Source organism: Tardiphaga sp. 215_C5_N2_1 (assembly GCF_052076055.1).
Classification (GTDB): domain Bacteria; phylum Pseudomonadota; class Alphaproteobacteria; order Rhizobiales; family Xanthobacteraceae; genus Tardiphaga; species Tardiphaga robiniae.
Window position 1 is genome coordinate 5,997,763 of the sequence record NZ_CP197240.1, and the last position, 17,355, is coordinate 6,015,117.

Annotated in this window: 18 protein-coding genes; 7 read left to right on the forward strand and 11 right to left on the reverse strand. The window is 61.7% G+C overall.

Annotation, left to right across the window (positions count from 1 at the left end; all coding sequences use genetic code 11):
* Positions 1-6: 6 nt before the first annotated feature.
* From ssuD to AB7828_RS28525, 5 genes are all read right to left on the reverse strand, one after another.
* Positions 7-1,164, reverse strand: a complete 1,158-nt coding sequence (ssuD, locus tag AB7828_RS28505; RefSeq protein ID WP_441231813.1) for an FMNH2-dependent alkanesulfonate monooxygenase — start codon at positions 1,162-1,164, stop codon at positions 7-9.
* Positions 1,161-2,132, reverse strand: a complete 972-nt coding sequence (locus AB7828_RS28510; protein WP_441231814.1) for a sulfonate ABC transporter substrate-binding protein — start codon at positions 2,130-2,132, stop codon at positions 1,161-1,163. Before AB7828_RS28510 ends, ssuD begins: the two co-directional genes overlap by 4 nt.
* Positions 2,133-2,306: 174 nt before the next feature.
* Entirely contained in the window at positions 2,307-3,131 is an 825-nt protein-coding gene (locus tag AB7828_RS28515) for an ABC transporter permease (RefSeq protein WP_441231815.1), read from the reverse strand.
* Positions 3,124-3,939 carry an ABC transporter ATP-binding protein gene (locus AB7828_RS28520; RefSeq protein WP_441231816.1) on the reverse strand — a complete coding sequence of 272 codons (816 nt, stop codon included), beginning with the start codon at positions 3,937-3,939 and terminating at the stop codon, positions 3,124-3,126. Before AB7828_RS28520 ends, AB7828_RS28515 begins: the two co-directional genes overlap by 8 nt.
* 1 nt (position 3,940) lies before the next feature.
* Positions 3,941-4,948, reverse strand: coding sequence for an ABC transporter substrate-binding protein (locus AB7828_RS28525; protein ID WP_441231817.1), 1,008 nt, complete (start codon positions 4,946-4,948; stop codon positions 3,941-3,943).
* A gap of 561 nt (positions 4,949-5,509) precedes the next feature.
* Here AB7828_RS28525 and AB7828_RS28530 point away from each other — a divergent pair.
* The 6 genes from AB7828_RS28530 (at position 5,510) to AB7828_RS28555 (ending at position 10,533) form a co-directional block, all read left to right on the forward strand.
* Entirely contained in the window at positions 5,510-6,730 is a 1,221-nt protein-coding gene (locus AB7828_RS28530) for an ABC transporter substrate-binding protein (RefSeq protein WP_441231818.1), read from the forward strand.
* Positions 6,731-6,734: 4 nt separating this feature from the next.
* Complete coding sequence (locus AB7828_RS28535; RefSeq protein WP_441231819.1) at positions 6,735-7,493, forward strand: ABC transporter ATP-binding protein; 759 nt, start codon at positions 6,735-6,737, stop codon at positions 7,491-7,493.
* 32 nt (positions 7,494-7,525) lie between these two features.
* Positions 7,526-8,221 (forward strand): ABC transporter ATP-binding protein, encoded by a 696-nt coding sequence (locus tag AB7828_RS28540; RefSeq protein ID WP_441232333.1) that lies wholly within the window; start codon positions 7,526-7,528, stop codon positions 8,219-8,221.
* Positions 8,221-9,081, forward strand: coding sequence for a branched-chain amino acid ABC transporter permease (locus AB7828_RS28545; RefSeq protein ID WP_439073766.1), 861 nt, complete (start codon positions 8,221-8,223; stop codon positions 9,079-9,081). Before AB7828_RS28540 ends, AB7828_RS28545 begins: the two co-directional genes overlap by 1 nt.
* Positions 9,078-9,992: a branched-chain amino acid ABC transporter permease gene (locus tag AB7828_RS28550; RefSeq protein WP_441231820.1), complete on the forward strand. Its 915-nt coding sequence runs from the start codon at positions 9,078-9,080 to the stop codon at positions 9,990-9,992. Before AB7828_RS28545 ends, AB7828_RS28550 begins: the two co-directional genes overlap by 4 nt.
* A gap of 82 nt (positions 9,993-10,074) precedes the next feature.
* Positions 10,075-10,533 (forward strand): carboxymuconolactone decarboxylase family protein, encoded by a 459-nt coding sequence (locus AB7828_RS28555; RefSeq protein WP_441231821.1) that lies wholly within the window; start codon positions 10,075-10,077, stop codon positions 10,531-10,533.
* Here AB7828_RS28555 and AB7828_RS28560 read toward each other — a convergent pair.
* The 6 genes from AB7828_RS28560 to AB7828_RS28585 form a co-directional block, all read right to left on the reverse strand.
* Positions 10,530-11,705 carry an acyl-CoA dehydrogenase family protein gene (locus AB7828_RS28560; protein WP_441231822.1) on the reverse strand — a complete coding sequence of 392 codons (1,176 nt, stop codon included), beginning with the start codon at positions 11,703-11,705 and terminating at the stop codon, positions 10,530-10,532. The two genes, AB7828_RS28555 and AB7828_RS28560, sit on opposite strands and share 4 nt — an antisense overlap.
* 251 nt (positions 11,706-11,956) lie before the next feature.
* Positions 11,957-12,352, reverse strand: coding sequence for a hypothetical protein (locus AB7828_RS28565; RefSeq protein WP_441231823.1), 396 nt, complete (start codon positions 12,350-12,352; stop codon positions 11,957-11,959).
* A gap of 19 nt (positions 12,353-12,371) precedes the next feature.
* Entirely contained in the window at positions 12,372-12,779 is a 408-nt protein-coding gene (locus tag AB7828_RS28570; RefSeq protein WP_441231824.1) for a hypothetical protein, read from the reverse strand.
* Entirely contained in the window at positions 12,776-13,966 is a 1,191-nt protein-coding gene (locus tag AB7828_RS28575; RefSeq protein WP_441231825.1) for a glycosyltransferase family 4 protein, read from the reverse strand. The genes AB7828_RS28570 and AB7828_RS28575 overlap by 4 nt, the downstream gene beginning before the upstream one ends.
* 8 nt (positions 13,967-13,974) lie before the next feature.
* The gene (locus tag AB7828_RS28580; RefSeq protein ID WP_439063131.1) at positions 13,975-15,255 is read right to left on the reverse strand and encodes a glycosyltransferase; all 1,281 of its coding nucleotides are present in this window, start codon (positions 15,253-15,255) and stop codon (positions 13,975-13,977) included.
* Positions 15,252-16,292: a WecB/TagA/CpsF family glycosyltransferase gene (locus AB7828_RS28585; protein WP_441231826.1), complete on the reverse strand. Its 1,041-nt coding sequence runs from the start codon at positions 16,290-16,292 to the stop codon at positions 15,252-15,254. The genes AB7828_RS28580 and AB7828_RS28585 overlap by 4 nt, the downstream gene beginning before the upstream one ends.
* Positions 16,293-16,380: 88 nt before the next feature.
* On the opposite strand from AB7828_RS28585, the gene AB7828_RS28590 reads away from it, so the two are divergent.
* Positions 16,381-17,352: an endo-1,4-beta-xylanase gene (locus AB7828_RS28590; protein ID WP_441232334.1), complete on the forward strand. Its 972-nt coding sequence runs from the start codon at positions 16,381-16,383 to the stop codon at positions 17,350-17,352.
* The last annotated feature ends 3 nt before the right edge of the window (positions 17,353-17,355 follow it).

Below are 17,355 nucleotides of genomic sequence, written 5' to 3' on the forward strand. Positions count from 1 at the left end.
GGCGCATCAAACTTTTGCGGTCGCCCGGCGGTGATCTGCGAGTGGCTCTCCGAACGGGCCGGTATTGGCGCGGAACTGCCGGACATTGTTTTGTTGCAGCGACAGCAGCGGGAACACCAGTTCCGCAAACCGATAGGCCTCTTCGAGATGCGGATAGCCGGACAAGATGAAGGTATCTATGCCGAGGTCCTGATATTCGCGGATGCGTGCGGCGACGGTGGCGGGATCGCCGACCAGCGCCGTGCCGGCGCCGCCGCGCACCAGGCCAACGCCGGCCCACAGATTCGGGCTGACCTCGAGCCGGTCGCGCCGACCGCCGTGCAATTGCGACATGCGCTGCTGGCCGACGGAATCCATTCGCCCGAGAATTTGCTGCGCGGATGCGATCGTGTCGTCGGTGAGATGCTCGATCAGTTCGTCGGCGGCCTTCCAAGCCGCCTCGTTGGTATGGCGGACGATGACATGCAGCCGAATGCCGAACGTAATCTTGCGGCCGCGCTGCTCGGCAATCCCGCGCACGCGTGCGATCTTCTCCGCGACCTGGGCCGGGGGCTCACCCCAGGTCAGGTATTTGTCGACGGTATCGACGGCGACATCGATGCCGGCATCGGACGAGCCGCCAAAATAGAACGGCGGATGAGGTGTCTGGATCGGTGGATAGAGGATACGACCGTCTTCGACCGTGATGTGCTTGCCCGCGACAGTGACGGCTTCGCCGGCGAGCTCCCGCGCGTAAACATTCAGAAATTCACGGGTGACTTCATAGCGTTCGTCGTGATCGAGGAAGACGCCATCGCCCTTGTTCTCGACGGCATCGCCGCCCGTCACAATGTTGATGAGCAATCGTCCGTTGGTCAGGCGATCCAGCGTGGCAGTCATGCGCGCCGCCACCGTGGGCGACTGCAGTCCGGGGCGCACGGCGACGAGATAGCGCAATCGTTCCGTCCACGGCGCGATGGCCGATGCGATGACCCAGGAGTCTTCGCAATTGCGCCCGGTCGGGAGCAGGGCCCCGTAATAGCCGAGCTTGTCCGCGGCACGCGCAATCTGCCGCAGATAGTCGAAATCGACCTCGCGCGCACCGGCCGTGGTTCCGAGATAGTGGCCGTCGCCGCTGGTTGGCAGGAACCAGAGAATCTTGAGAGCGTCGTCGGCAGCGGTCATGGTGCGGGTGTCCCGGCGGCGTCGGCTACGGCAATGGCTTTCGGGATCAGTCCGAGTGCGAGAAACGTATCGGCCAGTTGCTGCTGCTCGGTGATGACCTTGCGATCAATCGGCTTGATCCCGTAGGCCTGCCGCTTGAGCGCGACCTCCAGGACAGGAACCGGCAGGCCGACCGAGGGGCTGAGCTGTTCGGCCACCGACTTGATGTCTGTCTTGGCCCAGTCGTCGACTTCCCGCAGGCCTTCGAGAATCGCATCGACCACCTTGGGATCGGATTCCAGGAATTTCTGCGATGACAGATAGAACTGGTAGTTCGACACGGTATCGGTGCCGTCGGCGAGAACCGTCGCGTCGATCGCGGCTTCAGCGGCTGCCTGGAACGGATCCCAGATCACCCAGGCATCAACGGCTCCGCGCTCGAACGCCGCGCGCGCGTCAGCCGGCGCCAGGAACACCGGTGTGATGTCGGAATATTTGACATTGGCTTTCTCCAGCGCCTTGACGAGGAGATAGTGAACGTTGGAGCCCTTGTTGAGCGCGACCTTCTTGCCCTTCAGCTCGGTGACCGATTTGATCGGACTGCCTTTCGGCACCAGGATCGCTTCGCCCTTTGGCGCTGGCGGCTCATAGGCGACATAGCGGATCGGTGCGCCGGCGGCTTGCGCGAAGATCGGCGGCGCCTCGCCGGTGTTGCCGAAATCGAGCGCACCGACATTGATCGCTTCCAGCAGCGCGGGGCCTGCCGAAAACTCCGTCCACTTGATGTTCCAGCCAAGTGCCTTCAGGCGTGGCTCCAAACTCCCCTTGCTCTTCAGCAGAACCAGCTTGCCGTATTTTTGGAAGCCAATCCGGACGGTCTTCTCCTGCGCGTGTGCTGATCCGGAACCGATCAGCGTGGGAGCGGAGACGACAGCCACGCCGAGACCCATGGCGATGGCGGCTTTCAAGATCATTCGTCTGGCATGCATTGTCGTTGTCCTGCATTGGGGCGTGAAAGGCACCATCATTGATGACGCATTAGAGTCCCAAGCAGGCGATCTGGGGAATTCCAAAAACCAGGATGATCATGGGTTGATCGCTCTGCACAATGCCGCCATCCGGAGAACGTTGTGCTTCCGGTATTGCCGCCGCAGATTGCTCGCTCAGGCCTGCTCCTGGCCCCAGCGCTGAACGGTAATCCGCGTCAGCGTCCGGAAGATCACGCCTTCAACAATGAGGCCGATCAGGATGACCGTGAGCAGTCCCGCGAACACGCTGGCCGTTTCCAGCTGTGCACGGCTGGTGTAGATGAACCAGCCGAGACCGCCGGAGCGCGCGCTGACGCCGAATACCAGTTCGGCCGCGATCAAGGTTCGCCATGCGAAGGCCCAGCCGATCCGTAGGCCCGACAGGATTTGCGGAAACGCTGCAGGCACCAGGATCTCCACCACGAACCGGCCGCCGGACAGGCCGAGATTGCGGCCAGCCATCCGCAGCGTCGGTGGCACGGCGAGAAAGCCGCCATAGCAGGCGAGCGCCACCGGCCACAGCACCGAATGGACGATGACGAAGATCAGGCTCGGCGTGCCGATGCCGAACCACAGCAGCGCAACCGGCAGCAGCGCGATGGCGGGAAGCGGATTGAACATCGAGGTCAGAAGGCCGAGCGCTTCGTTGCCCCAGCGTGACAGCGCGGCGAGGGTGGTGAGGATCGCGGCGACGGCGACGCCCAGCGCATAGCCCGTGATCAGGACGCGCAGCGACGTCAGGGTGCGGTCCGGCAGTTCACCGGAGACGATCGCCGCCCACAGCGCCGACAAAGTCGCGCCCATGGTCGGCAGCAGCAGCGCGTTGTCGAGCCAGCGCGCATAAAGCTCCCAGATCAACGCAAAGCCCGCGAGGATCACGGCGCGGCGCCACGGCGTACCATCGAACACGCGCCGCAAAGCGGACGCGCGCACCAGTTTCGGCGCAGCGATATCAGACATGTTCGGTTTCCGGATCGGCGAAAACGCTCTGCTGGATCTGCCGTTCCAGCTCAGCGAAGCGCGCGGTGCCGCGGATGCGGGTGTCGGTTGGCACGTCGAATGCCGCGGCCAGCCGACCGGGATGCGGCGTCAGTGCGAGGATGCGGGTGCCGACGCGGATCGCTTCGTCGATGCCGTGGGTGACGAATAGCGCCGTGCTCCCGGTCTCCTCGCACAGCTTGAGCAGTTCGTCCTGCATCTGTCGACGCGTCAGCGCATCCAGTGCAGCGAACGGCTCGTCCATCAAGAGCAATGCAGGCTCGAGCGCGAAGGCACGAGCAATGGCGACGCGCTGCTTCATGCCGCCGGACAATGTATGCGGATAGGCATCGACGAAATTCTTCAGCCCGACGCGGCTGAGCCAGTGACGCGCGACATCCTCCGCCTGCCGGCGCGGCAGCGACTTGCCGCGCTCCAGCGCGTAACGGACATTGCCCAGCACCGTGCGCCATGGCAGCAACTGGTCGAATTCCTGAAACACCGTCATGCGGTCAGGGCCGGGCGCATCGATGCGCCGCCCGTGTAGCCGGATCTCGCCGGTGCTCGGCTTCAGGAAACCGCCCACCGTACGCAACAGCGTGGACTTGCCGCAGCCCGATGGGCCGAGCAGCACCAGCCGCTCGCCGGCCGAAAGCGTGAAGCTGACATCCTCGACGGCCGTGAGGATGCCGTCGCGGGTGGGATAGCTGATGCTGACATGGTCGAGCGCCAGCAGCGGCGCCGTTACGGCGTCACCGACGAAGTCAGCCGATCGCGGTGCGACGTTCACGTCAGCTCCCCGGCTTCTCTCCGAGGCCGGACCAGAACAGATCCCGCCACGACGCCGGCGCCTGCTTGATGAGGCCGACCTTGGCTTCGAAGTCGGCGAATTTCTGCGCGCCCTCGGGAATTGTGGTGAAGTTGATGTTCTTGTCGCGAATGATGCTCTCGACGAAGTCCGGCGTGAGCTTCGAGTTTTCCGCCTTGATGTAGAGCGCGGTGGCTTCTTTCGGATTGGCCTTGATCCAGTCATTGGCGCGGTCGAGCCCGCGCACGAAGGCCTGGATCGTCTTCGGATTGTCGTTGACGAATTTTGTGGTGGCATAGACCACGTTGAAAGTATGCGGGCCGCCGAGCACGTCGTAGCTGTTCAGCACTTGGTGCACCTTGCCGCTGGCGAGCTGCTGCTGCGAGAACGGCGGCGAGGTGAAGTGTGCCGTGATCTCGGAGCGACCGGACAGGATCTGCGCCGTTGCGTCCGGATGCGGCATGCTGACGGTTAGTTCGTCGAGCTTGTCGTATTTGCCGAACGCCTTGTCGGCGGCCATCTGCAGCACGATCGGCTGGAAGCCGACCTTGACTGACGGCAGCGCGATGCGATCCTTCTCGGTGAAGTCAGCGAGTGTCTTGATGTTCGGATTGTTGGTGGTCAGGATATTGGCCATCGATCCCAGCGCGGCGACGCCGATGATCTTGGCTGTGGTCCGCGTCTTGTCCCAGGTCAGGATCATCGGCGTAATGCCAGCGGTCGCGAAATCCAGCCCGCCGGAAATCAGTGCTTCATTCATCGATGCGGCGCCCGAGAGCCGCAGCCATTCGATCTTCGGCGGCGTGATGCCAAGTGCCTTGGCTTCGTCCTCGATCAAGCCTCGTTCGCTGGCGACGATGAGCGGGAGATAGGCGATGCCGAATTGCTGCGCGATGCGGAGTTGGGCCGTCTCGGCCCGAACGCCTTGCATAGTCGCCGCGACAAAGCCCAATGCGAGCGCGCCGACGTACAGAAATCTTGCTGTCTTCATGATATGTCTCTTCGGTGCCTGCTGATGCGGCATAAGTGTGCGCTTTGGAGAAGTTGCAACTACACTTCAGGAAATCAGGCAATGCGTCCAGCGCGCAGATGCGATGGCACCATCTTCAGAACAAGCCCACTGGCGCAACGATCGAAGTGAGACGGTTTTTCTCGAAATCCTTGCGAAGAGAGAAGGCGGTTTGCTCTCCATAGGCGACCGAATGAAGAGCCAGCTTGTCTGTTTGACGAGGCCTGCCCGCGGCTCCTTCCATGGCGGAAGTTGTGCTGATGTCCCGTGATACCGGGCGGATTGGAGACACGAAATCGATACACCCATTCAGGTTATCGCAAGCACCATGCGTCTTATGAGTGCGAGAATAAAAATCTCTTTCCCGGCTGTGTCCCGGTTCGCGCGAGGTTCCATAGCGATGTAAACGAGGCTAAAAGCGCTTCTTTCGTGGGTAGCATTGACATGCATGTCATGGCTGTTTCACGGCTTGCGGCGTTCGACGGCCGGCATGGGCAGAGATCTGTTCCATGGGCTCGCCCGTGACGCATCCTGGAGATCATCGTGCTTACCTCGTATCTGTCCCGCCGCGCTCTTTTGGCTACATCGGTTGCGCTCGCAGCGAGCCTCGCTTCGTCGCCAATGTCGCTTGCTCAGCAATCACCGATTCGTATCGGATTGCTCGCTCCGTTGACGGGGATCGGCGGACCTTACGGCCAGGAGGAAGAGCAAGCGGCTCGCGCCGCCGTGAAAATTATCAACGACGCCGGTGGGGTTCTCGGTCGCCCGCTGGAACTGATCGTGGCGGATGACGAGACGCAGCCGACCGCCGGTGTCGCTGCCGCACGCAAGCTGATTGACGTGGACAAGGTCGCATCGATCGCAGGCGTATGGAGCAGTGCCGTCGCGCTGGCGGTCAAGCCGATTACGCTCGAGAAGGGCGTGCTTCTCACCGTCAACGGCTCAGCCGATGAAATCACCGACGGCGACAACAAGAATCTGGTCTGGCGTTTCCAGACCAATGGCAAGAGCTGGGGCGAGGCCTTCAGCAAGGCGATGGCCAAGGATGGCATCAAGACCGCCTCGATCCTCGTGCTGCAGACGCCCTTTACGCAGAGCACCATTCAGCCGTTCCGCAAGACCTTCACGGATGCCGGCGGCAAGGTGCTGGACGAAGTCAGCTTCAACGCTGGCCAGCCGTCCTATCGGGTCGAGGTGGAGCGCATCTTCGGCAAGAAGCCGGACGCCGTGTTCGTTGCCGCCTATATCAACGAGCTCAGTGCTATCGCCAAGGAAGCTTTCCGCTCGGGCTATGACAGCAAGATCTATGCGTTTGGCAATGCCGCGGGCAGCAACGGTCAGTTCGTCAAGAATGTCGGCGCCGAAGTCGCTGAAGGCGTGCATCACACCCAGCAGGTGCCCGTTGGCAAATCTGCCGCCTATAGCCGCTATCTGAAGGAAATCGGCAAGCCCGACGGCACCATCATGACCTTCGGTGCCCAGGTGTTCGACCAGATCGTGCTGACGGCGCTGGCCATCGAGAAGGCCAAGAGCACTGACGGCGTTCGTTTCGGCGTGGAAGTTCCTGCACTGGTCAATGCCGACGCCCCCTCGATCGGCGATCCGGCCGAAGCGCTCCAGGCGCTGCGTGCAGGCAAGCCGTTCCGTTATGCGGGGGCAGCGTCGGATTTCCGCTTTGCGCCCAATGGCGATCAGACCGACCTGACGTTCGGGCACTTCCTGATCAAGGCAGGCGACAGCAAGCTGGTTGGCGAGATCCGCTGAACCAATGCTCGAGGCCGTCAACGTTAGCGTTATCTACGAAGGCGGCTTCAAGGCGCTGAATGGAGCATCGGTGCAGCTCGCTGCGGGCGCCGTTACGGGACTTATCGGTCCCAACGGGGCCGGCAAGTCCACGCTGTTCAGCGTGCTCGCCGGCGCGGTGCGACCTGTCGCAGGCGAAGTGCGGCTCGGCGGCGAGATCGTGACGCAGCATGGCCCGGCATGGCGGGCGCGTCGCGGGCTGGCGCGGACCTTTCAGCTCTCGCGCGAGCTGGCGAGTCTCACAGTGCTTGAAAACGTCCTTGTCGCGCAGCCTCATATGCGCGGGGAAAACGTCCTGTCGCTGCTCTGGTCCCGCCGCGCGGTACGTGACGAGGAGGACGCAGCCATCGACAAGGCCCGCGCACTGCTGCAGCGCGTCGATCTCTGGAAACTTGCAGACGCGCCAGCCGGTACACTATCGGGCGGGCAGAAGAAGTTGCTGGAGATCTGCCGCGCGCTGATGCTCGATCCGCGTATCGTATTGATGGATGAGCCGAGTGCGGGCGTGAACCCGACACGGATCGGCGAGATCGTGGAATTCGTTCAGGCGCTACGCGCGGAAGGCACCACTTTCGGTCTGGTGGAGCACAATATGGGCATGGTCCGTCTGCTGTGCGACCACGTCTATGTTCTGGCCGAGGGACAGGTGCTGACCGAAGGCCGGTTTGATGATGTCATCGCCAATACGGAGGTCGCGTCGGCCTATCTGGGGGCGCAGTCATAACGACCTCCGCAACAGGACTGGAATTGCGCGACGTGGTGGCTGGCTATGGCGGCCACCCGATCCTGCATGGCGTGAGCTTCTCGGTTCGCGCAGGTGAAACACTTGTCGTGGTCGGCCCCAATGGTTCCGGCAAATCGACGCTGATGAAGACGGCCGTCGGCCTGTTGCGTCCGATCTCAGGCCAAGTCCTGTTCGGTGAAGCGAACGTCACGACGCTCGGTGCGCCTGCACGCGCGGCGCGTGGCCTCGCTTACGTGCCCCAGGAGGCCAACATCTTCCGCAACATGACGGTGCTGGAGAACTTGCAGGTCGGCTATGAGTTCGTGGCATCGCGTTCGGCACCATCTTTCGCGAAGCGCCTCGATGCCGTGCTCGACCTGTTTCCGGAAATCCGCGTTAAACTTCGCAGCACGGCCGGGCATCTCAGCGGTGGCCAGCGGCAGATGGTGGCGATGGCCGCGGCGCTGATGCCTGAGCCATCTGTTTTGGCGCTGGACGAACCTTCCGCCGGATTGTCACCGCGCAATGCGGAGATTTTGTTCGAGGTGATAGGCCGGGTGGCTGCCTCGGGAGTGACGCTGCTGATCGTCGAGCAGAACACGCGCCTCGGCCTCGGCGCTGCGGATCACGGCGTGGTTCTGGTGGGTGGGCGGATACGCCTCGCCGCGCCCGCTGCCGAAGTGCTCGCCGATCCGGATATCCGCCGCCTCTATCTCGGAGGGGTGTGATGGGTCAGCTTCTCGTCAACGGCATTGTCGCCGGTCTGTTGCTGGCATTGCCTGCGCTTGCGCTGTCGCTGACGTTCAGCGTGTTGCGCTTTGCCAATTATGCGGTTGGATCCTATCTCTCCTGCGGCGCCTATCTCGTCTATATCGGCAATGTCCTACTGGGCATGCCGCTGTGGCTTGCGGCTAGTGCCGGCGCGGCACTCTTTGCGGTGATCGCTGTCGGTATCGACTGGCTTGCCTATCGCCCGCTTCGCAATCGAGGAGGCGTGACGCTGCTGGTGGCCTCCATGGGAGTCGCCATCGCGCTGGAGAATGTGATCCGTTTCTTTGCCGGCAATTCGCCGCGGGCCTATAACGTGCCTGTGGCGCGACCGATGCGTTTTGGCGATATCCGGCTGAACCACGAACAGCTCACCATTCTCGTTACGGTCATTGCGGCGCTCGCTGTGGTGTGGATCATTTTTCGCTTTACGCGGCTTGGCAGAATGATGCGCGCCGTGGCGGATAACCCGGACCTTGCAGCAGTGCGCGGCATCTCGCGGTCACGCGTCGTCGCCTATGTCTGGCTGATCGCCGGAATGTTGACAACGCTGTCCGGCGTGCTCGTCGGGCTGGATGCCAATGTCGAGCCGCAGATGGGCTGGACTTATCTGCTGCCTGTGTTCACAGCGGCCATTCTCGGCGGCATTGCCAATCCGATGGCCGCCGTCGCCGGCGCGCTGACACTCGGTATTGCGGAGGAACTGGCGACGCTGGTGATGCCCGTGCACTACCGGATGATCGTGACATTCCTTGTGATGGTCGCGCTTCTGCTCGTGCGGCCTTGGGGCCTGTTTGGAACGCGGTGGGTTACCAAATGACGGTCTATCTTATCGCCACTCTGACGCTTGTTGCGATGGCTGCGCTGGCAGGGCTCGCGCTCAATCTGCAATGGGGAATGGGCGGTCTGGTCAATTTCGGCCTGTTCGGCTTCTACATGCTCGGCGCCTATATCGCCGGTTTGCTGACGGTGCAGGGGCTGCCACCTCTGGTCGCTCTGGGGATGGCCATGCTCGGCGTGGCAGCGTTGAGTGCGGTCAGCGCGCTCATCTCCGTGCGGTTGTCCGAAGATTATCTCGCTATCGTGACGCTTGGTTTTGCTGAATGCCTACGCCTCGTCATCAGCTACGAAGGCTGGCTGACCCGCGGCATGCTCGGTGTTTCGGGGATCGAACGACCGTTCCAGGCATGGTGGCCCCGCGGTTGGGGCGATACAGGCTTTTTGCTTCTGGCGTTGCTGGCCGTGCTGATCGTCTACACCGTCCTGCAGGCGCTGGCCCGCTCCCCCTTCGGGCGCCTTGTGCGTGCGACGCGCGACGACCCCGGCGTCGTGGAAGCGCTCGGCAAGTCCGTGCTCGCCGTCCGCGTGCGGGTGTTTGCCATCGGCGGCGCGATCCTCGGTCTCGCAGGCAGCTTGCACGCATTCTATTACAGTTACATCGACCCCACGCAATTCGGCCCGATCATCACCGCTTATGCCTTCATGGCCGTGGTGGTGGGCGGGCGCGGCAGCAACCGCGGCGTCGTTGCCAGCGCCTTCACACTGATCTTCCTTCTGGAAGGCAGCCGGTTTCTGATAGACCTCGTTCCTGGTCTTGGGGCGTCCGAACTCGCCGCCATTCGCCTGTTTCTCGTTGGCGTGGGGCTGGTGGTATTGCTGATCTTCAAGCCGGATGGTTTTGGCCGCGAGCCGCGCTCTGCGCTCGCGGACAAGACATCCTCTCGTTTCTGATAACCGGAGTTTCGATATGGCCCGCGTTGCCCTGCAAAAAAGAGATCAGCTGCCCGAGCACCTAAGGGCTTTGTGGGATCGCATGACCACATATGGCCCGTTCGAGGGCCAAGCCGCCGCAATGGCCAACCGGCTGCCGGTGTTCGAGCACATGTGGCGCCTTCTCACCCAGCTTGCCGACGAAGGCGTGCTACCCAAGCGATACCTCGAGCTCGCCATTGTCGCTGTCTCGCTGGTCAATCAATGCGACTTCTGCGTTGCGCAGCACACGCCGAAGCTCGCGGTTGAAGGTATCACGACGGAAGGTGCGGCAAACCTGCTCGACTGGGAGAAGCACCCGGAGCTCACCGAAGTCGACCGGCTGGTGGTGGAGTATTCGATCGCCGTGACCAGCAACTGGCACCGCATCCGCGACGCCATGTTTGAGCGCCTGCGCGCGCATTTCAACGACGCGCAGATCGTCGAACTGACCTGGCGCATTGCGCTCTGCGGTGCATTCAACCGGTTCAATGACGTACTGCAGGTCGAGGTCGACGTCTAGGCGGCCGGTATGCCTGGCTGATCGGTCTTCCAGTCGCGCTTGATCTTCTTGGCGAGCGACCATTTGTGGACTTCGGTCGGGCCGTCATAGATGCGGAAGGCGCGGATCTCGCGGAAGGCCTGTTCGACGATGGTTTCGCCGGAAACGCCGGTGCCGCCCATCACTTGCACGCAACGGTCGGCTATCCGCATCAGCGCTTCCGACACGGCCACCTTGGCCATCGAGCTTTCGGCCGTGCCGAGCGAGCCGGTATCGAGCACGTCCGCGCACCAGTCGATCATCAGTTCCGATTGTTTGAGATCGATCAGGTTTTCCGCCAGCATGAAGCCGACGCCTTCATGATCGATCAGGGCCTTCCCGAATGCATGGCGACGACAGGCATAGTCAGTCGCGATCTCATTGGCGCGGATCGCAAGACCCAGCCAACGCATGCAATGCGACAGGCGCGCGGGGCTAAGGCGGATTTGCGCGTATTTGAAACCGTCGCCTGAGGCGCCAAGCATCTGGTCTGCAGGCACACGCAGGTTGTCGATCTCGATCTCTGCATGGCCGCCGGGCATCGAGTTGTCGATCGTATCCAGCACGCGCAGGGTGCGGATCGCAGGATCGGGCAGATCGACAAGGAACATGCAAGCGCCGTCCTCGGACTTCGCCATGACTATGCCGACCTTGGCGCCTTCCGCGCCGGTGATGAACTTCTTCCGCCCGTTGATCACCCAGTGATTGCCATCGAGCCTGCAGGTGGTCTGCATCATCGACGGATCGGAGCCTGCGCCGCCTTCGCCTGCCGGCTCGGTCATGAAGAATGCCGAGCGTGCTTTGCCCGACACCAGCGGTTCGAGAAAACGCGTCTTCTGTTCGGCGGTACCGACCTTGCCGAGGAGATACATATTGCCCTCATCGGGCGCCATCGTGTTGCAGGCAAGCGGACCCAGCGGCGAAAGACCGGATTTGATCAGGGCCTTTGCCGTTTCGCGCTGCGTCAGATGCGACCCATCCGCAAGAATGTGCGGGGTCAACACGCCGGCCTTGCGGGCCTTGTCGCGCAGTTCCTGCACCAGTTCGTCGCTCGGGCCGTGAGCACCTGTCCGCGGATCTTTCTCATAGGGGATGACTTCGGCGCGGATGAAGGTCTCGATCCTGGCGGCAATGGCGTCGGCGCGGTCAGTCATGGAAGCAGATACTCCGGTCGCCCCTTGGGCGAAGCCCTGGGGCGGGATTGAGGCAGGCGGGGCCGATCACGGTACGGGTGGTGGCCGGCGACGAGGTGAGGGATAGCATTTACACGATCAGTATGCCCGATCGCATCGAACTCGGCTACGACGCATCGATCACCGTGAAGCGTGTCGTGGCGTCACTGACCCGCGCATGGCGTGCTGGTCGGTCGAATCTTGATGGGCTGGTCTTGATCGGTGGAAAACCGCTATTTCGGCGCCGGCTCGGCGGCATCGAGATTGATGCCCGGGAAACGCCGTCTCAGGTCCCGCTTCAGCGATCTGAAATGTTCGATATTGTTTTCGAGTGTCCGCAGCCGTGCTTCGCCGATGCGAATCTCGTCGTCCGATTTCTGCAGGAGCTCCGCCCGCGGGTCCGACTGGCTGTTGACGTCCTCGATCTCGTTACCGCCGACAATTGCGGCGATGGAGATGACGTCTTCCAGCCGACGCTTCAGGCCGTCATGCTCGTATTCTGCACTGCGCAGGCCGGAGTCGATGGTCGCCGCAATGGCAAGAACCAGCCGTTCATCGGTGATGCGATCGCGTTCCGGGGAGCGTGTCCGGAATGCCTCGGACGAGGAGCGAAAGATGCGCTTCAGCATGGCGGCATTTCCCTCTGGCTCAGGTGAGACCTTTGATCTTCTTACACGATGTTGCGGAACCTGACGACATCTGCACAATGCCCGATGTCGATTTCGTTAGCACGAGCTCCTTGGCGGAGATGAAGCGTAGCGTGGCTCTGGGGTTGGCGTCGCAGAATCGCGACAGCGTCGCCGCGGTGGCGGCCACCGTGTCTTGTTTCGGAATCACCGCGATGGCCCCATCCTTCAGGATGTAGGCATCTTTGACGTTCGGCATCGTCGCGGTCGCGGTGCAGACCTTGAACAGGCCTTCATAGGCCTGTGGCGGCATGGTGAGATCGCCTGCAAGGCCGCCGAGCAGATACTCCCGGCTCTTGTTGCAATTGTCGGCCTGCGCGGCGCCTGCGGTGAGCACAAGCAGTGCGATGATGGCAGCGAGCCGTTTCATGCCGATGCCCTCAGCTCCGATCCGGTCTGCAAGGCATCCTCCGATCGCGATGGCCGCTTCAAACCATAGGTTTCCGCGGCACAGCGTTCCCACGACAGATCTCGCGCATGTGCGGCGGCACCAGCGCCGAGGCGCGCCCGCAGCTCATCGTTCTCGGCCAATTGCCGGATCACATGGGTGATCATGTCAACGCGGGGAGCGACCAGAAGGCCAGACTGGCCGGCGAGCACCGCATCGGGCACACCTCCGATATTGCTTGCGACGCTCGGCAGGCCCGTGGCACCGGCCTCAAGATAGACGAGACCGAAGCCTTCGACGCGACCGGACGAATCCGGCACACCCGTCAGACAAAAGAAGTCCGCCGCACCGTAGATGTCGCGAATTTCTTCATTCGATAGTGCGCCGAGTAGCCTGATGTCGCAGTCCGACGCAGCGATCATGCCGCGAAGCTCATCGACATAGTCAGCTTCTCCTTGCGGACCGATGACCAGCCAGGTGACGCGCTGACGTAATTCGTCAGGAAGCTGCGCGAGGGCGGCGAGTGTGAGGTGGTGTCCCTTGCGCCGCGTGAGCCGCGCCACGGTGACCATGACGATCCGGTCGGGCGCAATATCATAGATCGCGCGCGTGGCAGCGCGATCGCTGCGCCGGCCGGACCAGAAATCGGAGACGCCAAGGCGAATGGCATGGATGCGGCGTTCGTCGATCGTGAATCTCTTGCGGAACAGCTCGCGTGTGAAGTTGCTATTGGCAGCGACCTCGGTGCGTGGCCCGAACACGCCACTGAACCGGATCGCCAGCCGCTTCAGTGGCGTCTGAGTCTCATTGATCTCTGTACCATGCACGGTCATCAGCATCCGCGCCGGCGTGCGGCCGCGCGCGAGTGCGACCGGAATGAAGAATGGCCAGTCGGCGGCATGCACCACATCGAACGGAGCCGTACCAATGCGGCTGCGCGCCAGCATGATCTTGGCGGGCAGATCGCGCGCCGAATGCAATCCGCCGCTGAAGCGGTGGATTGCGAAGGGCATGGCGCGATCGTCGGCTGACATATCCTGTGCGTAATCGGGAGCGACCAGCGTCACCCGTGCGCCGAGCTGCGTTGCGGCCAATGCGATCTCGTGGGCGTAGGTGCCTATCCCGCCGCGTGCGGGAGCATATTCGCTCGATAACAACAGGATATTCACAAATAACCTCAGTGTGCCGCGGAGGGCGTCATCGTCATGTTGCGCGCATTCTGGATGTCCTGGTGATAGGTAAAGACGCGCGCCAGCTGTGTTGCTGGTGTGAAATTATCGATCGCGCTGGCAACCTGCACCGGGTTGATTTCGCCTGTGCCGATCGCATCGCGGGTATCGAGGAAACGTTGGGCCAGGTTCTCGATCATCTCGTCGCGGGATGAGCTGCGGGAAATGAGATAGCCGCTCTCGCCATCATGAATTACTGACTCCAGTTGCGGCAGGTGCACGGCGACGACCGGGCGGCCGACCGCAAGCGTCTCGAGCACGCAACGCGGCATGCCCTCGAACTCCGACGTCAGGATGCCTGCATGGGCATTGGCCAGTGTTGCGGCCATGCCGACAGCGTCCTTGAAGCCGTGCCGGATCGTGATGTCTTCGATCGCGGCGAATTCGGCAAAGCGATGCGGATCGCTGGTCCCGATATAATGGAATTCGAGATGGCCATGCAGCCGCTCGCGCAGGCGGGCGATGGTGCTGAACATCAACGGCGGATCCTTGAACTCGTCAAGGCGTCCCGCGAAGATGATTCGGAACGGCTCGGTCATCGCCGGAAACGGCTGCGGTTTGAAGATGTCGGTATTGACCCAGGTCCATAGCGTATCGATCTTGCCGCTCTGGCCGGGATAGGTCTTTTGCAGCCGTTCAGTGATGAACGGATTCACGCACAGAAATTTTGCGCTGGTCGTGACCGCGAAACGCTCGCCGATATTGTGCACGAACGAATACTTCTTGAGGAGCGAATCCATCTGCAGCTTCGGCGCGCCCTCGCCATGCAGCATCTGGATGAAGGGGCGGCGCAGCAGCGTCGGCAGCCAGGAAAATTCGACGCGGCGCAGATCAACCGTGCAGCCGCGCTCGCGGATCAAGCGCGACACCGGTCCGAAATAGCGCAGTAACGCCATGAAGAACTGGCCGGTGAGTGATGAGCGGATGGTGCGCGCGGCCTCTCGGGCCTGCTGGTCGGAATAGTGCAGGATCGGGAGAAAGTCGAAGTCGCGCCCGCGGAAAGTCAGCCGTCGCACTTCGCCGAGCTTGAGGTCGCCGATCGAATCCACGCCAACGAACAGGATGTCCGTGTCCGTGGGATGGAAGGTGATGAAGTCGCGGATATAGGTCTCTAGCCCACCCACCTTTTGGCCGCGCGGATCGAAGGGGTGGATGAGGCAGATCTGGTAGCGTTGCTTGGCCGGCGCGGCGTTCCGGGCGCGAAGACCCAGAGTGAGTGTCGAGGTCATGCGGCTTTCCTCATGCGAGCGTTCAGGATTTGTGGAAGCGTACTGGCGATCAAACGTGGCACGGCGGCAGCGCAGCGTGCGTAACGGGGCGCAAGGCGGCGCGGATCCCGCAACATGCGCCAGGCCCATTCGAGACCGGCACGTTGGGTGAACATCGGTGCGCGAATTTGTGTACCTGCGATGAAGTCCAGCGCCGCGCCGAAACACAGGCAGCCCGTCCCGTCCAGCTCATCGATACAGCGCGACGCAAACACTTCCTGCCGCGGGGCGCCCAGCGCGAGGAAACAGAGCTTTGCACCGGATGCGCGGATCTGTGCAATCGCTGTATCGGCTTCCGCTGAATAGGCCTCGAAGTTGCGACCAGGCGCGAAGGTGCCGACGATCTGCAAGCCCTGATATCGTTTGCGCAATTCCGCTGCGGTCTTGTCCAGCGTTGGCCTGTCGGAGCCGAACAGAAAGATGGGAAGCCCTTTCTTGCCTGCAGCTTCGCACAAGGGAGCAGCAAGATCAGCGCCGGTTGTTCGTGAAATAGGTTTGCCAAGCAGATGACTGAGAACGACGATCGGAAAGCCATCCGCAGTCACGAAGCGTGCGCGCCGGTAGGCCGCGCGAAAATCGGGCTTTTGTTGCAGATGTACGACATGATCGAGATTGAGCGTGCATACACTGAAGTTATCGCCGCGTTCGGCCGCTTCTACGATCGATAAAACGGCTTCGTCGAGCGATGAAACGTTCACGGTGACTCCGTCAACGGTGAGATTTTTGGCGTGTGGCGCCTGCGTCTTCGACATGTCGGTCCCCTGATGACGATGTAGCCGAGGTACGCTTGAACGAAGTGCACACCTGCTTGCTGCCGATGCAGCAAAGAAAAGTGAGTCGAAAATCATCTCCCCGACGTCATGGACATCAAAACGAACTATTGCGACGCAACGATGGCGATGCTGTCGCGCAATATGGAAAAGATAGCAGTCACGATTTTGAAATCGATGGAGAGTGGATATGTTCGAATGTTCAAGGAGAAAGTCGCTCGCAGTCATCGCCGGTGCGACAGTCGCTATGCAGCAACATGCACTCGGCGCGACTCAAATGCAGAGCCTTGGTACAATTGCGGCAAAAAATGGTTTGATGTTTGGCGCGGCTGCGGGGCCGGTGATCGACAAGGATGTCGGATATCGTGAGCTTTACACAACACAGACGAAAATTATAACGACGGACATCGCTCTGAAAATGGGCACGCTTGCGCCAATGGCTGGCCCGAAGCGATTCGAGAGCGCCGATCGATTGCTACAATTTTGTGCGAGCAATCGCATTCCCATGCGCGGTCATTGTCTGATCTGGAACGAATGGGTTCCGCAATGGATCAAGTCCATGAGCAATTCCGAGCGACAGGCCTTCTTCGATAGTTATATCGATGAAGTCGCCGGGCGCTATGCCGGCCAATTGCAGTCTTGGGACGTCGTGAATGAGCCGTTCTGGCCCGGTCACAAGGCACCCGGCGGCTATCGCCTTGGCCCGTGGTACGATGCCTTTGGCACTGATTATGTCAGGCGTGCCTTCGCACGGGCCGGTGCTGTGGATAAGAAGACTAAACTTGTGCTCAATGAGGCACAGGCGGAACGCGATGACGATGTTGGTCTCGCGGTGCGCACCGGACTGTTGCGTCTGGTCGATGAATTGCAGCATGCCGGCGTCCGGCTCGATGTGGTCGGCCTGCAGGGCCACTTGCAGCCGCGCTATCCGCATGATCCCCAGCGGTTTCTGGAATTCGTCCACGCGCTCGCCGAACGCAAGGTCGACATCTACATCACCGAATTCGATGTCCGCGACGACACGTTCCCGGATGATGTAGCCACGCGCGACAAGATGATCGCGGAGACCGGCGGGAAATTCCTCGAGACGGTGCTACAGGTCCCGGCGGTCAAGGCCGTGATCGCGTGGCAGCTGTCCGATCACTATTCATTCTATACGGACGCCGCGAGAAAGAAGAATCCTCTCGCAGAACGACTGCCACGGCCGCTGCCGTTCGATGAGAACATGCAAAAAAAGCCGCTGTGGTACGCAATGGCCCGTGCGCTGGAGACCGCCAAACGGTCGTGACGA

Coding starts and splice junctions, on each gene's coding strand:
- ssuD (WP_441231813.1), bottom strand. CDS start 1,164: ATGACCGCTGCCGACGACGCTCTCAAGATTCTCTGGTTCCTGCCAACC.
- AB7828_RS28510 (WP_441231814.1), bottom strand. CDS start 2,132: ATGCATGCCAGACGAATGATCTTGAAAGCCGCCATCGCCATGGGTCTC.
- AB7828_RS28515 (WP_441231815.1), bottom strand. CDS start 3,131: ATGTCTGATATCGCTGCGCCGAAACTGGTGCGCGCGTCCGCTTTGCGG.
- AB7828_RS28525 (WP_441231817.1), bottom strand. CDS start 4,948: ATGAAGACAGCAAGATTTCTGTACGTCGGCGCGCTCGCATTGGGCTTT.
- AB7828_RS28535 (WP_441231819.1), top strand. CDS start 6,735: ATGCTCGAGGCCGTCAACGTTAGCGTTATCTACGAAGGCGGCTTCAAG.
- AB7828_RS28545 (WP_439073766.1), top strand. CDS start 8,221: ATGGGTCAGCTTCTCGTCAACGGCATTGTCGCCGGTCTGTTGCTGGCA.
- AB7828_RS28550 (WP_441231820.1), top strand. CDS start 9,078: ATGACGGTCTATCTTATCGCCACTCTGACGCTTGTTGCGATGGCTGCG.
- AB7828_RS28555 (WP_441231821.1), top strand. CDS start 10,075: ATGACCACATATGGCCCGTTCGAGGGCCAAGCCGCCGCAATGGCCAAC.
- AB7828_RS28560 (WP_441231822.1), bottom strand. CDS start 11,705: ATGACTGACCGCGCCGACGCCATTGCCGCCAGGATCGAGACCTTCATC.
- AB7828_RS28565 (WP_441231823.1), bottom strand. CDS start 12,352: ATGCTGAAGCGCATCTTTCGCTCCTCGTCCGAGGCATTCCGGACACGC.
- AB7828_RS28570 (WP_441231824.1), bottom strand. CDS start 12,779: ATGAAACGGCTCGCTGCCATCATCGCACTGCTTGTGCTCACCGCAGGC.
- AB7828_RS28580 (WP_439063131.1), bottom strand. CDS start 15,255: ATGACCTCGACACTCACTCTGGGTCTTCGCGCCCGGAACGCCGCGCCG.
- AB7828_RS28585 (WP_441231826.1), bottom strand. CDS start 16,292: ATGACTGCGAGCGACTTTCTCCTTGAACATTCGAACATATCCACTCTC.
- AB7828_RS28590 (WP_441232334.1), top strand. CDS start 16,381: ATGTTTGGCGCGGCTGCGGGGCCGGTGATCGACAAGGATGTCGGATAT.